The organism is Paraburkholderia unamae, assembly GCF_003096875.1.
Taxonomy (GTDB): Bacteria; Pseudomonadota; Gammaproteobacteria; order Burkholderiales; family Burkholderiaceae; genus Paraburkholderia; species Paraburkholderia unamae.
On the sequence record NZ_QEOB01000001.1, the window covers coordinates 110144 to 127248 of the forward strand.

13 protein-coding genes and 1 pseudogene are annotated in these 17105 nt (G+C 68.0%); all 14 read right to left on the reverse strand.

The genetic code is table 11. The features are described from left to right. Positions 1-275: 275 nt before the first annotated feature. Positions 276-2375 carry a flagellar biosynthesis protein FlhA gene (gene flhA / locus C7402_RS00515; RefSeq protein WP_112169897.1) on the reverse strand — a complete coding sequence of 700 codons (2100 nt, stop codon included), beginning with the start codon at positions 2373-2375 and terminating at the stop codon, positions 276-278. 140 nt (positions 2376-2515) lie between these two features. Next, positions 2516-3715: pseudogene (gene flhB, locus C7402_RS00520) on the reverse strand (flagellar biosynthesis protein FlhB); the annotation flags it as partial. Positions 3716-3966: 251 nt separating this feature from the next. Continuing rightward, entirely contained in the window at positions 3967-5289 is a 1323-nt protein-coding gene (locus C7402_RS00525; RefSeq protein ID WP_116609319.1) for a DUF3443 domain-containing protein, read from the reverse strand. Between the two features lie 16 nt (positions 5290-5305). Continuing rightward, complete coding sequence (locus tag C7402_RS00530; protein WP_116609320.1) at positions 5306-5902, reverse strand: DUF2844 domain-containing protein; 597 nt, start codon at positions 5900-5902, stop codon at positions 5306-5308. Positions 5903-6121: 219 nt separating this feature from the next. Further along, a complete protein-coding gene (gene cheZ / locus C7402_RS00535; protein ID WP_112170275.1) occupies positions 6122-6835 on the reverse strand; it encodes a protein phosphatase CheZ in 714 nt (237 codons plus the stop codon). Between the two features lie 82 nt (positions 6836-6917). Further along, on the reverse strand, positions 6918-7313 hold the full coding sequence (gene cheY / locus C7402_RS00540) for a chemotaxis response regulator CheY (protein WP_112169901.1): 396 nt from the start codon (positions 7311-7313) through the stop codon (positions 6918-6920). A gap of 130 nt (positions 7314-7443) precedes the next feature. Continuing rightward, complete coding sequence (locus C7402_RS00545) at positions 7444-8574, reverse strand: protein-glutamate methylesterase/protein-glutamine glutaminase (protein ID WP_112169902.1); 1131 nt, start codon at positions 8572-8574, stop codon at positions 7444-7446. After that, positions 8571-9377: a chemoreceptor glutamine deamidase CheD gene (gene cheD / locus C7402_RS00550; protein WP_116609321.1), complete on the reverse strand. Its 807-nt coding sequence runs from the start codon at positions 9375-9377 to the stop codon at positions 8571-8573. Before cheD ends, C7402_RS00545 begins: the two co-directional genes overlap by 4 nt. Then, positions 9374-10336, reverse strand: a complete 963-nt coding sequence (locus tag C7402_RS00555; protein WP_112169904.1) for a CheR family methyltransferase — start codon at positions 10334-10336, stop codon at positions 9374-9376. The genes cheD and C7402_RS00555 overlap by 4 nt, the downstream gene beginning before the upstream one ends. A gap of 228 nt (positions 10337-10564) precedes the next feature. Further along, complete coding sequence (locus C7402_RS00560; RefSeq protein ID WP_116609322.1) at positions 10565-12406, reverse strand: methyl-accepting chemotaxis protein; 1842 nt, start codon at positions 12404-12406, stop codon at positions 10565-10567. Positions 12407-12582: 176 nt separating this feature from the next. Continuing rightward, positions 12583-13122, reverse strand: a complete 540-nt coding sequence (locus C7402_RS00565) for a chemotaxis protein CheW (protein WP_425273755.1) — start codon at positions 13120-13122, stop codon at positions 12583-12585. Positions 13123-13180: 58 nt separating this feature from the next. Beyond that, positions 13181-15514 (reverse strand): chemotaxis protein CheA, encoded by a 2334-nt coding sequence (gene cheA, locus C7402_RS00570; protein ID WP_116609323.1) that lies wholly within the window; start codon positions 15512-15514, stop codon positions 13181-13183. 46 nt (positions 15515-15560) lie between these two features. Beyond that, on the reverse strand, positions 15561-15935 hold the full coding sequence (locus C7402_RS00575) for a response regulator (protein ID WP_112169907.1): 375 nt from the start codon (positions 15933-15935) through the stop codon (positions 15561-15563). A 13-nt stretch (positions 15936-15948) separates the two neighbouring features. After that, the gene (gene motB / locus C7402_RS00580) at positions 15949-17103 is read right to left on the reverse strand and encodes a flagellar motor protein MotB (RefSeq protein ID WP_116609324.1); all 1155 of its coding nucleotides are present in this window, start codon (positions 17101-17103) and stop codon (positions 15949-15951) included. Positions 17104-17105 lie beyond the last annotated feature (2 nt).

The following is a 17105-nucleotide window of genomic DNA, read 5'->3' on the forward strand; positions in this document are numbered from 1 at the left end:
CACGATCGATGGATCAGGGCGGGGAAATGTGGGCTATTCATGGAATCGGCGCGCGGAGGGCGCCGCGCGCCACCGTGACGCATGCCGTCGCCCGCAGGCGCCTAGATGACGTCGAGATGGTGGAACGCGTCGGGTTCCGCGCCCGCGACGACATCGTGAGCGTCAGCCTGAAGGTCTAAGAGTTGACGTTCGGCGCGAACGCGCCCGAAGATTGACGGCCGCGCGATGCGGCCGTGCGCAAGCGATTACTGAACCGGAGAAGCGCGCGCAGCGCCTCAATTCCCGCCAATCACATTCACCACCTTCACATTGCGCGTGTCCGGCACTTCGGCGTACGACAGCACCTTGAGCTGCGGCAGGCTGCGGCGCAGGAAGCGCGAGAGCATCGGCCGCAGCGCGTGCTGCACGAGCATCACGGGGGCGAGGCCCAGCGCCTGCTGACGCCCCATCGCCTGCTCGGTCTGCGTGAGCAGCGTGTGCGCGAGGCCGGGTTCGAGGCCTGGGTTCGGACCCGAGGTGAGCGTTTGCGACAGCACGCGCTCCAGGTTCGCGTCGAGGCCCATCACCTGCATGTCCGCGTTGCCGGGGAACCATTGCTGCGTGATCGCGCGGCCAAGCGAGATGCGCACCACCGCCGTGAGATCGTGCGCGTCGCTCAGGCGCGGCGTGTGCTCCGCGAGCGACTCCATGATCGTGCGCATGTCGCGAATCGGCACGCCTTCTTCCAGCAGGTTCTGCAAGACCTTTTGCAGCGTCGTGACCGGCAGCACCTTCGGCACGAGGTCGTCCACGAGCGAGGGCGTGTCCTTCTGCACGCGTTCGAGCAGCGCCTGCACCTCGCGCCGCCCGAGCAGCTCGGCGGCGTGCATCACGACGAGGTGGTTCAGGTGCGTCGCCACGACCGTGCTCGAATCGACCACGGTATAGCCGAACACCTGCGCCTGTTCGCGCACGTTCGAATCGATCCACACGGCGGGCAGGCCGAACGCCGGGTCCGTGGTCGGCGTGCCCGGCAGCACCGCGCTCACCTGGCCCGGGTTGATCGCGAGCCACTGGCCCGGATACGCCTCGCCCGTGCCCACTTCCACGCCCTTGAGCGCAATGCGGTAGGCGTTCGGGCGCAGCTCCAGGTTGTCGCGAATATGGATGACCGGCGGCAGGAAGCCGATTTCCTGCGCGAACTTCTTGCGGATGCTCTTGATGCGCTTGAGCAGCTCGCCATCGGTGTTCTTGTCGACGAGCGGAATGATGCGGTAACCCACTTCGAGGCCGAGCGTGTCGATGAGCGCCACGTCGTCCCAGGTCGCCTCGGCGCTTTCCGTCGGCGTGAGGGCTGCCGGCACGGCGTCGGCAATCACGGCGCTCGCGTTCTTCGCTTCGGTCTTCTTCTTCATTACCCGGCCAAGCTGGATCGCGCCGCCGCCGAGCAGCAGAAACGCGAAGTGCGGCATGCCCGGAATCAGGCCCATGATGACGATGATCGTGCCCGTGATCATCAGCACGCGCGGGTTCGTGAAGAGCTGGCTGGTGAGCTGCGTGCCGATGTCCTCGTTGGTCGCCACGCGCGAGACGATCACGCCCGCCGCGGTGGAGATGACGAGCGACGGAATCTGCGCGACCAGACCGTCACCGATGGTGAGCAGCGTGTAGGTCTCGCCCGCCGAGGCGAGCGGCATGCCGTGCTGCACGACGCCCACGATCAGTCCGCCCACGATGTTGATCACCATGATGAGCAGGCCCGCGATGGCGTCGCCGCGCACGAACTTGCTCGCGCCGTCCATCGAACCGTAGAACTCGGCTTCCTGGGAGATTTCGCTACGGCGCTTGCGCGCGGCGTCCTCGTTGATGAGGCCCGCGTTCAGGTCGGCGTCGATCGCCATCTGCTTGCCGGGCATCGCGTCGAGCGTGAAGCGCGCGGACACTTCGGCGATACGGCCCGCGCCCTTCGTGATCACCATGAAGTTGATGACCATGAGGATCACGAACACCACGATACCCACGGCGAAATTGCCGCCCACGAGGAAGTGGCCGAACGACTCGATCACCTGGCCCGCCGCCCCCGGCCCCGAGTGGCCGTCGAGCAGCACGATACGCGTGGAGGCCACGTTCAGCGAAAGCCGCAGCAGCGTGGAGAACAGCAGCACGCTCGGGAAGGCCGCGAAGTCGAGCGGCTTCGTGGTGTACATGCTGACGAGCAGCACCATCACCGAAAGCGCGATGTTGAACGTGAACAGCAGATCCAGCAGGAACGGCGGCAACGGCAGGATCATCATGCCGAGGATCATGCAGATCAGGATCGGTCCCGCCAGCGCGCGCAGATTCGTGCTTTGCAGCATCTCCGGGCGCCGCGCGAGGAAACCGGTGCGGGCGTTCATTCTGTTGCTCCTTCAGTGCCGTCGCGCGGCGCATTGGTATCGGCGCGACCGGCGGTGTTCGATGCGTTGGCCGCGTTGCCTGCATTCGCGGTGTTTGCCGCATTCGCCGCGTTCGCGGCGTTTGCGCTATTCGTGCGGTTGGCCGCCGCGGCGCGCTCCTCGGGCGTGAGCGCGTCGTCGGCTTCCTCGGCTTCGTCTTCCGCGCTCATCGCGCCCTTGTCGAGTTCGGGCGGCACGTCGAGGTCGGTCGGCGCCATCGGCACGTCGCCGCCATGTTCGCGAAAGCGCTTGAGCTGGTAGACCCACGCGAGCACCTGCGCGACCGCGCCGTAGAGCGGTCCCGGAATTTCGCGGTTGAGGTCGACGTTGTAATAGAGCGCGCGAGCGAGCGGCGGTGCTTCGAGCAGCGGCACGTTGTGCTCGGTGGCGAGCTCGCGAATGCGCGTGGCCACGAGGTTCACGCCCTTGGCGACCACCTTGGGCGCGCGCATCTCGCCGTCGGCGTACTTGATCGCGACCGCGAAGTGCGTCGGGTTGGTCACCACCACGTCGGCCTTGGGCACCTGGGTCATCATGCGGCGGCGGGCGATGGCGCGCTGCTGCTGGCGAATGCGGCCCTTCACGTGCGGGTCGCCCTCGTTCTCGCGGTGCTCGCGCTTGACCTCTTCCTTGGTCATGCGCAGCTTGCGGTAGTACGACCAGAGCTGATACGGCACGTCGAGCGCGGCCACCACGAACATGCCGGCCACGGTCGTGCCGCAGCAAACCGCGATCAGATGCATGGAGTCGGCAAACGCGCGCGACGCGGGCTGCATGGCGAGCCCGAGGATCTCGTCGCGCCGGACCCACAGCGCGGAGCCGCCGATCACGCCCACCACCAGCGTTTTGGCGAGCGACATGCCGAGCTGGATCGGACCGTTCACGGAGAAAATGCGCCCGAGGCCCGATATCGGGTTGAGCCGGCCGAAGTTCGGCTGAAGCGCCTTCGTCGAGATGAGCCAGCCGCCGAGCGCCATGGGCGCGAGCAGCGCGGCGATGCCCGTGAGCGCGAGCACCGGCAACAGCGCCATGAGACCTTCGCGCGCGGCCACGCCCGCGCCGATCAGCATGCGCCGCGTTTCGAACGCGCCCGCGTGGTTGAACGTGAACGCGCCGCGCATCATGGCCTGCAAGTGCTCGCTGATGGTGCCCGAAAGCATCCACGCGCCATAGAAGCCCGCCGAGAGCAGCGCGAACGTGGAAAGCTCCCGGGAACGCGGAACCTGCCCCTCCTCCCGCGCCTTGCCGATGCGCTTGGGAGTGGCTGATTCGGTTTTCTCGAGGTCGCTGTCCTCAGCCACGCATGCTCCGGTCGCGGGCACGCGCCGCTCGTCGCGGCTGCGCGGCTGGCGCGCGCCCTTTTTCAGTGAGAGCGATTATTGCCGCGCAAGCCAGGCACTGATTGACGGAGTAAGGCGGGGAAACCGGGGTATTTCGGTGGATGGAAACGGGGTGCCATCACTGCGGGCGAGCGATGGCGCGCGCCGCGCTCAAGGCTCGAGGCGGGCGGTCCGAAGCCGCCCGCCTTGCCTCACGCCGTGTGAGCCAGGCGTCAGAAGGCGACGAAGGGCGCCTTGCCGCCGCTCGCGGTCATGTCCTGACCGTAGTAGACATAGCGGCCGTAGAAGAACGGCAGCCCCAGGTCGAGGCTTGCCGACGAGCCGAACTGCCCGCCCAGGTTGTTGGCCGCGTAGTTCTGGCCGTTGCCGATCAGCGTGTTCGCGTTGGCGATGTTGAAGCTCGCGGTGCCCGACGCGCCCGAGCCATTGGGGATGAGCGTTGCGCTGAAACCCTGCGTGGTGGACGGGCAGTAGAACGTGCCGAGGTTGCCGCCGCACTGCGCAAGCCCGCTGTCGGCGAAGAAGAACGCGTTCGAGCCCGAGTCGAGGAAGGCCTGGAGCGTGCGGCCGTTGAAGGTCGCGCTCAGGTTGCCCCACGAGTCGGTGGCGAAGGTTTGCGAGGCGCTCATCGCATTGTTCGACTGCGTGCCGATGCCGAACACGAGCGTGCCGGTGGCGCTCGGCGCGCCGCTGTCGGACACGGGCGCCATCTGCAAGATCACGCCGTTGTTGTCGGTGGCGAAGTGCGGCACGGGGTTGGCCACCTGCTGCGCGAGGGTGACCGCCGTTTTGGCGCAGTTCGCGCCCGACGGGCAGGCGTAGTAGCTGCTGTTCGCCGCGACGGTGCAGGCCGAGCCGCAATCATGGGGGGCAACGCCGATGCCGAGAATGCCGTTTGCGCCCAGGTCCTGCACGGTGTTCTGCGCGGCCCCGAAGTTCGCGCAGGCCGTGGGCACCGTGCTGGAAGCGAGGTCGCCGATCAACTGGATCGGAATGGCCGAGGCGGTTTCGCCGCTGAGCTTGACGTCGGCGGAGCGCACGGTCCCCCAGGTATAGCCGTCGGCGAAGGCCGTGCACTCGGCGAGCGTGCTGCCGTTGCCGGCGGCGGCCACGGGCAGCGCGCTCACGAACGACGCCGGCAGTGACGACGCGAGCAGGCGCAAGCCGAACGACGCCGTGTCCACCTGCACGTTGTTGACGGTCTGGCAGTTGCTCGTGCCCGCCACGCACACCGTGACACTCACGGTGGGAATGTTCGGCAGCGAGCCGGTCAGCCCGCTATTCACCGTCACCGGCACCGTATTCGCGGCGGTGGCCGCGGTGGGCTGCTGGTTGGGGCTCGCGGACGGCGAGCCGCCGCCGCTGCTACCGCTGTTGCCACTGTTGCCGCTATTGCCGCCCGTACTGCTACTGGTGCTGCCGCCACTGCCGCCCCCGCCTCCGCAGGCGGCGATGAGCGAAACCAGGACAGCGATCGAAAGGAACCGGAAAGGGCGCAGCCAGCAAACGCTGCGGAGGTTGCGTGATGTCAGCACGTTGGGCCTCCGCTCGTCATTGGATATCGGTGGCGCTGACGCCGGCAGGCAGCGCCTGCGGCAACCACGCCTGACCGGAGAAGGCGCCCATGTGGCCGCCCGAATGCACGACGACGTTCGAGTTTTCGACCACGCCCGGCCCGCGCACGAGGCCGGCCGCGTGGCTCGCCTTCACGCCGGCCGTGTATTGGGGAAAGTAGCTGCCTAGCAGCGTGGCGAGATCGGGCGGCTGCGGGCCGCTCCACGCGACGCCGAACACGGTGCCCGCCTGCGTGAGGTACTCGCGCACAACGGTGCCGTTGGCGAGCGTGGTTTGCTGGACGGTGTAGGCGGAGGACGCACTCGAAGCGCTTGAAGCACCGGAAGCCGCGCTTTGCACGGCCTGGCGGGCGACGGCGGACGCGTTGCCTTGCGCGGCCGCGGCCGAAGCGGCGGAAAGCGTGCTGGTGGTCGCGCCCGCGGGCGTGGTCATCGGCGCGCCGCCCAGCGCGGCGCACGCCGGGCGCGCCGCGAGCAGCGTGGCGACAAGCGCCGCGCCGAGCGCGCAGGCAAGCGCGGCGCGGCGCGTGCTGGCGCGCGCGGCGGTGCCGGAAAACGGGGTGTGCGGGTACACGGCGGCTCCTCCCTCTTTCGATGGCGCGTTGCGCCATGCGCTGTCGGGCCGCGGACACACGTCGCGGCGGGGCGAAGCAGCGGGACTGGGCAACGGCCGGCTACGCTTCGTTGCACCGCCGCGACGGGCGTCGCGGCAGGGCACGAGCGAATGAGCAGTAGTATGCCCGCCCTGAATGACAAGCGACAGTTGGCCAAACGGCCAATGGTTTGTTAGCGCTCAAAAACCGAGGCTGGCGAGCAGATCGTCAACCTGCGCCTGGTCCTGCACGACGTCGGTCTTGCCTTCCGGATTGATCTGCGGGCCGTTGAGCAGCCCTTCGGGACTGCCGGTGCTGCTCTGCGTTTCGGCCAGCGCCGCCGCCGTCGCCGCGAACTGCTCGCGCCGTTCGGGCGCGATGTTCTCGACCAGCACGGTGAGCAACTGCTGCTCGATCAGGTAGACCACATCCATGATCTTCTTGATCACCTGCCCCGTCAGGTCCTGGAAGTCCTGCGCGAGCATGATTTCGAGCAACTGCTGGTTGGTGGCCGTGGTCGCCTGCGGCACGCCTTCCAGAAAGGCGCGCGTGTCGCCCATCAACTGGCGCACTTCCTCGCGGCCGATCGGCGCGTCGTACCACGTCGCCCAGCGGCTCGACAGCTCCTTCGCGTCGCGTTCGAGCGTCTCTTGCAGCGGCTTGGCGATGTCGATCGACGACAGCACGCGCTCCGCGGCCTGCTCGGTCATGTTCGCGACGTAGCGCAAGCGGTCGCGCGCGTCGGGCACCGCCTCGGCGGCGCGCTCGACATGCTTGTCGAGACCGAGCTCGCGCATCGAGTCGCGCAGGCTGCGCGTGAGCTGGCCGATGCGCGCGAGGATGCGGTCCGTCGCGAGCTCGCCCGCCTCGCCTGCGGCGGGCGCGGCAGCGGCGAGCGCAGCGAGTTCCGCCAGCTCGGCGACCTGCGCGGCGCGCTCGGCTTCCGGCGACTCATTGCGATGAGCGTCGGATTGCGCACTGATGGGCTCGTTCACGTCAGCTCCCTGTCTTGGCCATCTTCTCGAGAATCTTGTTGAGCTTCTCGTCGAGCGTGGCGGCCGTGAACGGCTTGACCACATAGCCGCTCGCACCGGCCTGCGCCGCCGCGATGATGTTCTCCTTCTTCGACTCGGCCGTCACCATCAGCACCGGCAGATGCGTGAGGTTCGCGTCGGCGCGGATTTCCTTGAGCATGGCGAGACCGTCGAGGTTCGGCATGTTCCAGTCGGAAATCACGAAGTCGTAGTTGCCACCGCGCAGGCGCGCGAGGCCCGCTGCACCGTCTTCGGCTTCGTCGACGTTCGAGTAGCCCAGTTCCTTGAGCAGGTTGCGGACGATCCGGCGCATCGTCGGAAAGTCGTCCACCACCAGAATCTTCATTCCCTTATCCATCTCGTTCCATTCCTCCAGGCGAAAACCCGGGCAATTATCCAGAGAAGCGCAGTGCCTATCCAGATAAATTAATCGTGAGCGATCGTGCAAGCGCGAACTGCCGGCACGATATCTCTATATCGGTTGTTCATCAAACGCGCTGAACCCGCTCGCCCATCGAGGCAAGACGGGTCATCACGCGTCGGCTCATATCGGAGAGCGAAGCGATTTCGTCGGCGGCGCCGAGCGCAATCGCCTCGCGCGGCATGCCGAACACGATGCAGCTCGCCTCGTCCTGCGCGAGCGTGAACGCGCCGGCGCGGCGCATTTCGAGCAGCCCGGCCGCGCCGTCGCGGCCCATGCCCGTGAGAATCACGCCGATGGCGTTCTTGCCCGCGTGCAGCGCCGCCGAGCGAAACAGCACGTCAACCGACGGACGATGCCGGTTCACCGGCGGGTCGTCGGACAGATTCGCGATGTAGTTCGCCCCGCTGCGCGCGAGCAAGAGGTGAGCGTGGCCCGGCGCGATATAGGCATGGCCGGGCAGCACGCGTTCGCCGTGCTCCGCTTCCTTGACGGTGATGCGGCACAGCCCGTTCAGGCGCTGCGCGAACGACTTGGTGAAGCCGGGCGGCATGTGCTGCGCGATCAGGACCGCGGGCGCGTCGGGCGGCAGCGGCTGGAGCACTTCGCGAATCGCCTCGGTGCCGCCCGTCGACGCGCCGACGATGATGAGCTTCTCGGTCGAGACGAGCGGGTTGTTGATCATCGGCGCCGGGCTCGCCGCAGGCGCGGCGGCGTGGCCGTGGGCGCCCGGCGCATGCGCGGCCGCGCTCGCTGCCGGCGCGCTCGGCGCGTGGTGGGCGCGCACGCGCGCGCGCGCGGCGGCGCGCACCTTGTCGGCGAGCTTTTCCGAGTATTCGAGCATGCCGTCGCGAATGCCGACCTTCGGCTTGGTCACGAAGTCGACCGCGCCGAGTTCGAGCGCGCGCAGCGTGATTTCGTTGCCGCGCTCGGTGAGCGACGACACCATCACGACCGGCATGGGGCGCAGGCGCATCAACTTCTCGAGGAAGTCGAGGCCGTCCATGCGCGGCATTTCCACGTCGAGCGTGAGCACGTCGGGGTTGTGCTGCTTGATCAGCTCGCGCGCGACGAGCGGATCCGGCGCTGTCGCGACGACCGTCATGTCGGGCTGGCTGTTGATGATTTCCGTCATCAGACTACGGATCAGCGCCGAATCGTCGACGCAGAGAACCTTGATTTTTTGCACAGCGTTCACGCCTCCTCTACTGTCCTGGCGTTGTCTTGACCGGATGCGCGCAGCGCCGACGCTCCGCCCGAGCCGAACAGCTCGATACGGGGGCGCGCGGGCTGCGGCTGGGATTGGAAATTCGGTTGTGCCGGCGTGGCTTGCGAAACCGCGCCCGCGCCTGCGCGCGTGGCGCTGCCCACGCCGAACAGCTCGACGCGCGCCCGCGCACGCGCGAGCCGCTCTGCGCGCGCTTCGGCGGTTTGCGCGGCGAGTTGCTGCTCGCGCTCGGCCACGCTCGCGTCCTGCGACAGGCGCAGCTTCTTGACCATCACCTGGCCCGTGCGCGGCAGGAACGCCACTTTGCGCGGGTGCGAGCCTTGCAGGTCCTCGGCCACGATGCGGATATTTTCGGTCGCGAGATAGCGGCGCACGAACGCGGCGTTGCGATCGCCGATGTTCATCGTCGTCATGCCCGCCAGCACGGCCGCGCCGCCAAACACCTTGGCTTCGAAGCGCTCGCGGCGGCCGCCCGCCTTGATGAGCTCGTTGATGAGCACTTCCATCGCGTACGCGCCGTAGCGCATCGAGTCGGAAGCGGCGGTGAGCGCATGGGCGGAGTCCGCGCCGTCGTCGGGCAGCATGAAGTGGTTCATGCCGCCAATGCCGGCGGTGCGGTCCTGAATGCAGGCGGCCACGCACGAGCCGAGCACGGTGACGAGCACCATGTCTTCGCTCGTCGTGTAGAACTCGTTGGGCAGCAGCTTCACGCCGGGGCGCTGGAAGTGCGTATCGAAATAGCGATTCGTCGCGATCGGGAGGCGGCCGCTCATGCTGGCACTCCAAGCGAATCGCTGGCGCGGCGCGGCGCCTGCGCGGCGTCGGCGGCACGGCCGCGCGTGAGTTCGTACACGGTCTGGCCGCGCAGGCGGAAGGCCTGCGTGACGTAGGTGAAGTTCTCCGAGTGGCCCGCGAACAGCAGGCCGTCCGGCTTCATGAGCGGCTCGAAGCGCGTGAGCACCTGCGCCTGGGTCGGCTTGTCGAAGTAGATCATCACGTTGCGGCAGAAGATCGCGTCGAAGGTCGTGCGCAATCCGTAGTCCGCGTCGGTGAGGTTGAGCTGCTCGAACTTGATCATCGCGCGCAGCTCGGGGCGCACCTTCACGAGCCCGGCGTGGGAGCCGGTGCCCTTGAAGAAGAAGCGCTTGAGGCGCTCGGGCGAGAGATGCTTCACCTGGTCGTAGGCGTACACGCCCGCTTCGGCCTTGGCGAGCACCTGGGTGTCGAGGTCGGTGGCGAGCACGCGCGCCTCGCGCGCGGCGCGATCGCCGAGCGCTTCGATGAGCGTCATCGCGATCGAGTAAGGCTCCTCGCCCGTCGAGGCCGCCGAGCACCATACCGAAACCGGCTGGGTGCGGCGTTTCACGAAGTCCGCGAGGATCGGGAAGTGATGCGCCTCGCGAAAGAACGCCGTGAGGTTGGTGGTGAGCGCGTTGGTGAACGCCTCCCATTCGCTCGCGTCGTTGCGCGCTTCGAGCTGGTCGAGGTAGTCGCGAAAGCTGTCGAGGCCGAGCGCGCGCAGGCGCCGGGCAAGCCGGCTGTACGCCATATCGCGCTTGTGGTCCGAAAGCGAGATGCCCGCGCGGCGGTGAATCAGCGCGCGAATGCGTTCGAAGTCCGCCGAGGTGAACTCGAAATCGCGGCCGGTTTCGCCACCGCCGCCGCCCGTGCCGGGCGACGCGCCGCGCGCGGGCTCGCCCGCGTCGTGGCGCGACAATCGCAGCGCTTTCATGCTCGTGCTCCTTCGCATTGCGCGCCGCCCGCTGCATGGACGGCCGTGGCGAACGTCACCCGTTCGCCGCGCCCGCCCGCTTGCAATGCGTGCGGCGCATGGGCGACCCGCGCCGCGCACGTAGCCCGGCGGGCGGTGCGCGGCAGGTCATGCCGTTGTGTAGCGCTCATGTGCATTGCAGTTGCTCGTCGTGTTCAGTGCTTCACTACGCTTTCATGCCGCGTTCGATCAGAACGTTTCCCAGTCCGAATCGTCCGTGGCGGAGGCCACCGGGCTCACGTGCGACTCCGCGCGCGCCGTGGCGGCCGGTCTCGCCGGCGCCTTTGCCGCGGGTTTCGCCGCCGCTTGCGGCGTCGACTGCGCGGCCGCCTCGACCGCTGCCGGCGCACTGACGGCCGGCGACCTCGGCGCCGCCGAAGCCACCGAAGACATCGTGCGTTTAGCCTTGGCCACCGGCAGGCTCGCCGGCGTCACCCGCGCCGGGCTCGCACCGGCGCCCATGCCGCGCGCCTGCGCGCCGCCCGTGCGCCACGTGCCGAGCACGCCTTGCAGCTGGCGCGTCTGCTCTTCGAGCGACGCCGCGGCGGCGGCCGCCTGCTCGACGAGCGCGGCGTTCTGCTGCGTGACGGTATCCATCTGCGTGACCGCGCGGTTGACCTGCTCGATGCCGCCCGATTGTTCCTCGGACGCCGCGCTGATCTCACCCATGATGTCGGTCACACGGCGCACGGCCTGAAGGATGTCTTCCATCGTCGTGCCGGCGCGGCCCACCAGTTGCGAGCCGCTTTGCACCTTCTGCGCCGAATCGTTGATGAGTTCCTTGATTTCCTTCGCCGCGCTCGCGCTGCGTTGCGCGAGGCTGCGCACTTCGCCCGCCACCACCGCGAAGCCGCGGCCCTGCTCGCCCGCGCGCGCCGCTTCCACGGCGGCATTCAGCGCGAGGATGTTGGTCTGGAAGGCAATGCCCTCGATCACGCTAATGATGTCCACGACCTTCGCCGAACTCACGGCGATGTCCTGCATCGTGCTCACGACTTCGCCGACCACCTCGCCGCCGCGCGTCGCGATGTCCGACGCGTTCACGGCGAGCTGGCTCGCCTGGCGCGCGTTCTCGGCGTTCTGACGCACGGTGCCGGTGAGCTGCTCCATGCTCGAAGCCGTTTCCTGGAGCGAGGCGGCCTGCTGCTCGGTGCGCTGCGAAAGATCGGTGTTGCCCATCGCGATCTCGCGCGCGCCCACGTCGATCGAGCTTGCGCCCGTGTTCACCGCGCTCACGAGCGTGACGAGGCTTTCCTGCATGCGCTTGATGCCGCCGAACAACCGCCCGATCTCGTTGTTGCTGTAGACGACGACCGGCTGCGAGAGATCGCCCTGGGCGATGCGCTCGAAGCACGTCACGGCGTCGGCGAGCGGCTGCACGATCAGGCCGCGCATGGCGAAGCGGATCACCACCACGAGCACGAGCGCCAGCACGATCACGGCGCCGATCAGCACGCGCATCACGCCGATCTTCTCGCGCGCATTCGCCTCGCGGGCCTGCGCGCCGTCCTGGAGCGACTGGGCGAGCGGCGCGGAGACGCTGTCGTAGTCCACGAACATCGGGCTGATCTTCGTGTCGGCGATCGCGTGATAGGCCGCCTGGTCGTTCGCGCGCAAGGCCGCGAATTCGGGCTGGACGCCGTCTTGCAGCAGCGTCGCGCGTTTGGCCGCGAGCGAGTCGAGCACGGCGGCGTCGAGGCCGCCCTTGGGTGCGCCCTGGAACGCCTGCCACGCTTCGTTGGACTTGCCGAGCAGTTGCTCGGCGCGATCGATCGCCTTCTTCGCGTCGTCGGCCTGGCCCGCCGCCGTGAGCGCGCTCGCGCGGTCGATCGCGACGCGCGAGCGCAGCAGATACGACGACGTGTCGTTGAGCGCGCGCATCGCGACGAGATCGCCGCGCGCCATCGTGCCGAGCGCGTCGGTCGCGCGGTCGAGCGCGAAGAGCCCGAGCCCGCCGACCAGCACGGTCAGCGCAACCAGAATGACCCCGACGCCCGTGAGCGTCGTGCGGATCGACCATTTTTGCAGCATCTCGTTTGCTCCTGTCCTGTGCGAAACGGGGCGGCTCACCGGACCGGGCGCGGCGGCTTCGCAGCCCAGGCACGCGGCGCGCGCGAGAACGAAGGCGGCTTGCCGCTTCTTTGCGGCGGCTTGTCCGCTCTCTCTCACGCTGGCCTCGCGGCCCCCCCGGTTTGTGTCGCGACGCGTTAGACCAGCGCCTCGATCAATGCCATTTCGCGGCTCGTCATCAGCTTTTCGATGTCCATCAGGATCAGCATGCGGCCTTCCACGGTGCCGAGACCCGTGAGGTACTCGGTCGTGAGCGTCGCGCCGAACTCGGGCGCGGGCATGATCTGCTCCGTTTGCAGCGTGAGCACGTCCGAGACGCCGTCCACCACCATGCCGACCACGCGATGCGCGACGTTCAGGATGATGACGACCGTCTGGTGGTCGTACTCGACGCGGCCCAGATGGAACTTGATGCGCATGTCGACGATCGGCACGATGATGCCGCGCAGGTTAATGACGCCCTTGATGAAGTCGGGCGCGTTCGCGATGCGCGTCACGCTGTCGTAGCCGCGGATTTCCTGCACCTTCAGGATGTCGATGCCGTACTCTTCCGCGCCGAGGGTGAAGACGAGGAATTCCTGACCGCCTGCGTCGGCCTGCTGCGCGTCGCGGCGTTGCGCGCCGGCGAGCGCCACGCTTTGCGCGCCGCCGCCTTGAATCGATTGGACTTCTGCCACGTTAGCCCCTGAACGGTTGGGAGATGATGGGTTGAGTGCGTCCGGACTTCACAACGTCTTACGCGAATTCGGCGAACGCACCCGAATTTGCGCTGGCGCTCACTCCGTGCGAGGCGCGTGTTTCGCGATTGAGCGCGGCCACGTCGACGATCAGCGCGACGCTGCCGTCGCCGAGGATGGTCGCCGCCGAAATGCCGTGCACCTTGCGGTAATTCGTTTCGAGGTTCTTCACCACGACCTGCTGCTGGCCGACCAGCTCGTCGATCAGCATGGCGAAGCGACGGCCCTCGGTTTCCATGATGGTGACGATGCCTTGCGTCGGGTCCGTGCGCGCGCCTTCCACGTTGAACGCCTTGTGCAGCGCCACCAGCGGCAGGTACTCGCCGCGCACGCGCACCACGCGGTCGCCGTTGGTGACCGTGTAGATGTCTTCGTGGCGCGGCTGGAGCGACTCCATCACGAAGTTCAGCGGCAAGATGAAGATCTCTTCGCCGACCTTCACCGACATGCCGTCGAGAATCGCCAGCGTGAGCGGCAGCACGATGCGCGTGGTGGTGCCCTTGCCCGCGTGCGAGGTGATCTCCACGTGGCCGCCCATCGACTGGATGTTGCGCTTGACCACGTCCATGCCCACGCCGCGGCCGGAAACGTCGGTGACCTGCTCGGCGGTCGAGAAGCCCGGCATGAAGATGAGGTTCCACACCTCGTCGTCGCTCATGCTCTCGCTCACCTGCATGCCCTGCTTGATCGCCTTGGCGAGAATCTTGTCGCGGCGCAGGCCCGCGCCGTCGTCGCTCACCTCGATCACGATGTTGCCGCCGTGGTGCGCGGCGGAAAGCACGAGCTGGCCCGTGCCGTCCTTGCCCGCGGCGCGGCGCGCCTCCACGGTTTCGATGCCGTGGTCGAGCGAGTTGCGCACGAGGTGGGTGAGCGGGTCGATGATGCGCTCGATCAGGCTCTTGTCGAGCTCGGTCGCCTGACCGAACGTGACGAGCTCCACTTCCTTGCCGAGCTTCGAGGCCAGGTCGCGCACGAGACGCGGGAAGCGGCTGAACACGTAATCCATCGGCATCATGCGGATCGACATCACCGCTTCCTGCAAGTCGCGCGCGTTGCGCTCGAGCTGCGCCATGCCGTTGAAGAGGCGGTCGTGCAGGGCCGGGTCGAAGGTGCTGGTGGTTTCCGCGAGCATGGCCTGCGTGATGACCAGTTCGCCCACGAGGTTGATCAGTTGATCGACCTTCTCCACGCCCACGCGAATCGAGCTGCCTTCCGCTGATGCGGCGGCGGCGGCCGGGCGCGCCTTGCGCTCGCCTTCGGCATGCGCGGGCGCACTCGCGGCGGCGCGCGGCGCGTCGTGGTCGGCGTGAGGCGCGGCGCTCGCTGCCGGCACAACCGCTGCGGCGGGTGCGCTCGCGGCGGCAACCGGCGCGGGAGCCGCTGCGGCGACCGGAGCCGCGGGCGCTGCGGGCGCGGGTGCGTGTACCTCTGCTGCTGCGGGCGCGGCTTCGGCGGCCGGTTGCGCGTCGTCCTGGGGCGCTGCACCCCGGCCGATCGAGATCTGCTTTTCGTCGATCACGAAGCAGCAGACCGCGATGATGTCGTCGGACGGCACATCGGTTTCGAGCCACAGCGTGAGGTCATCGCCGGTCTTCACCTGGCCGAGAATGCGGCCGAGATTGCCTAGCTCCTCGACGAGCAGCTCCTGATCCTTCGCGTCGACGGCGCGCAGCGTGATGCGCAGGTGCGGCCCTTCGCCACCCGCCGCGCCGTCCGCCGTGCCACCCGCCTGAGCGCTCACGCCGGCGGCGTCGATCGCCTCGTTCACGACGTGCTCGGGCGCGCCTGACGCCCCCGCGGCGAGCGTGCTGTGCGCTTCGAAGGCGGCTTCGAGGTCTTCTTCCGAATCGGCGGCGCTCGCTTGCGCGGCCGGTGCCGGTGCGGCTACGGGAGCAGCGGCGGCCACGGGAGCCGGAGCGGCTTCGGGCGCGGGCAGGCCACGGCTTTCCGCGTAGAGCCGCTCGAGCTTGCCGCGCACGGCGGCGGCGGCCGCCGCGTCGGGCTCGGCGCTCGCGCGGTACGCGCCGAGCTGGTCGGAAAGCACGTCCTTCGTTTCGAGGAACGTGTCGATCATGTCCTTGCGCAGCACGAGTTCGTTGTTGCGCGCGCGGTCGAGCAGCGATTCGAGAATGTGGGTCGTCTCGGTCAGGGCCGTGAAGCCGAACGTCGCCGCGCCGCCCTTGATCGAATGGGCCGCACGGAAGATCGCGGCCAGATCCTCGGGATCCGGGCGACCGACGTCCAGGTTCAGGAGAAGCTGCTCCATCTGCGCGAGCAGCTCGTCCGCCTCGTCGAAGAACGTCTGATAGAACTGAGTGATGTCGAGAGTCATTGCTCTTTCACCGCGAAAAATGCCGGGTTGGCAGGCGCGCCGCGCCTCATGGGTTGGCCTCGCCGAGCGCGCTCGCCAGATCGACGAGCAGCTCGGGGTCAACCGGTTTTTCGATCCAGCCGGTCGCGCCTGCGTCGCGTACGGCTGCCTTGAAGCCTTCGTCCGATTCCGTGGTCAGCACCAGGATGGGCGTCGCGAGGTACGAAGGATTCGCCCGCAACTGCTTGATCAGGTCGAGTCCGCCCATGCGCGGCATGTAAAGGTCGGTGAGCACGAGGTCGAAGCGCTGGGCGAGCGCATGCTCGAGCCCTTCTTCGCCGTCGCTCGCCACCGTCACCGCGTAGCCGGCCGAACCCAGCGCCGCACGCAGGATCTCCCGCATGGACACCGAATCGTCGATCGCCAGAATGTTCCTGATCATCCGTTCCTCGTTGTCATTGCGCTTCTGTTGACGCCGCCGCCGGGGGCGGCGTCACGACGGGCGCCGCTTGCGCAGCCGTGGCCGTCACCGGCTCCGCCTTCACCACGACCTTCGGCGTCGTCGCCGGCGCCGTCGAGGGCGAAAGCAAAGGCGGAAGCCCAGGCGCGACCCGCACCGGAGCCGGCGCGGCCTTGCCCGGCACCAGGTCGGGCGTGAGCGCGGGCAGGCTCTTGCCCGAGCCCGCAGCGTCGTCGGAGAGCGTGGTGGTGGTCGAGTCGTCGTGCATGAGCGCGTCTTCGGACTTCCTGTTCAACACGATGATGCTGATGCGGCGGTTCTCCGGGTCGAGCGGATCGGCCTTGTTCAGGTTCTGCGTCGAAGCCAGACCGAGCACGCGCAACACCTTCGATTCGTCCATGCCGCCCGCGATCAGCTCGCGGCGCGAGGCGTTCGCGCGGTCGGCGGAAAGCTCCCAGTTGCTATAGCCCTTCTCGCCGCCCGCGTAGGGCACGGCGTCGGTGTGGCCCTGCACGACGATACGGTTGGGCACGTCATTGAGCGTCTTGCCGATCGCCTGCAAGATGTCGCGCATGTACGGCTCGACCACGTCGCGGGCGGTGGCGAACATCGGCCGCTTCTGCGAGTCGACGATCTCGATGCGCAGGCCCTGCAACGTGGAGTCGATGCGGATCTGCTGCTTGAACTGGCGCAGCACGGGATTCGCCTCGATCGCCGCCATCAGCTTCACTTGCAGGTCGTGCAGGCGCACCTGCTCCTTGCGTTCGAGCGAGCCTTCGAGCTGCTTGGTGGCGTCGTCGTCGTTGTGCTTCGACTGGGTGCGCTCCGAGCGCTCGGTCGCGCCGTCGCTGCGGCGCGTGATGCCCTGCTCGGGCGAGGAAATGTCGCGGCCGCCGCCCTTGAGGATGCTCGAGTCTTCGGCGCTGCGGTCGCCGCCCCAGAGCGTGATCTTCAGCGGCTGGTTGAAGTAGTCGGCAATCCCGCGCAACTGCACCGTCGAGGCCGACGAAAGCAGCCACATCAGCAGGAAGAACGCCATCATCGCGGTCATGAAGTCCGCGTAGGCGAGCTTCCAGGCGCCGCCGTGGTGGCCCGCCTTCTTCGGCGCGGCGCGCTTGACGACGATCGCGCGGTCCTTGTTGTTGCTCATGG

What these genes read in the sequence shown, in the direction of transcription:
- cheD (WP_116609321.1), bottom strand. Translation starts at nt 9,377, where the DNA reads ATGAGCGGCCGCCTCCCGATCGCGACGAATCGCTATTTCGATACGCAC.
- cheY (WP_112169901.1), bottom strand. Translation starts at nt 7,313, where the DNA reads ATGGATAAGGGAATGAAGATTCTGGTGGTGGACGACTTTCCGACGATG.
- cheA (WP_116609323.1), bottom strand. Translation starts at nt 15,514, where the DNA reads ATGACTCTCGACATCACTCAGTTCTATCAGACGTTCTTCGACGAGGCG.
- flhA (WP_112169897.1), bottom strand. Translation starts at nt 2,375, where the DNA reads ATGAACGCCCGCACCGGTTTCCTCGCGCGGCGCCCGGAGATGCTGCAA.
- C7402_RS00560 (WP_116609322.1), bottom strand. Translation starts at nt 12,406, where the DNA reads ATGCTGCAAAAATGGTCGATCCGCACGACGCTCACGGGCGTCGGGGTC.
- C7402_RS00575 (WP_112169907.1), bottom strand. Translation starts at nt 15,935, where the DNA reads ATGATCAGGAACATTCTGGCGATCGACGATTCGGTGTCCATGCGGGAG.
- motB (WP_116609324.1), bottom strand. Translation starts at nt 17,103, where the DNA reads ATGAGCAACAACAAGGACCGCGCGATCGTCGTCAAGCGCGCCGCGCCG.
- C7402_RS00555 (WP_112169904.1), bottom strand. Translation starts at nt 10,336, where the DNA reads ATGAAAGCGCTGCGATTGTCGCGCCACGACGCGGGCGAGCCCGCGCGC.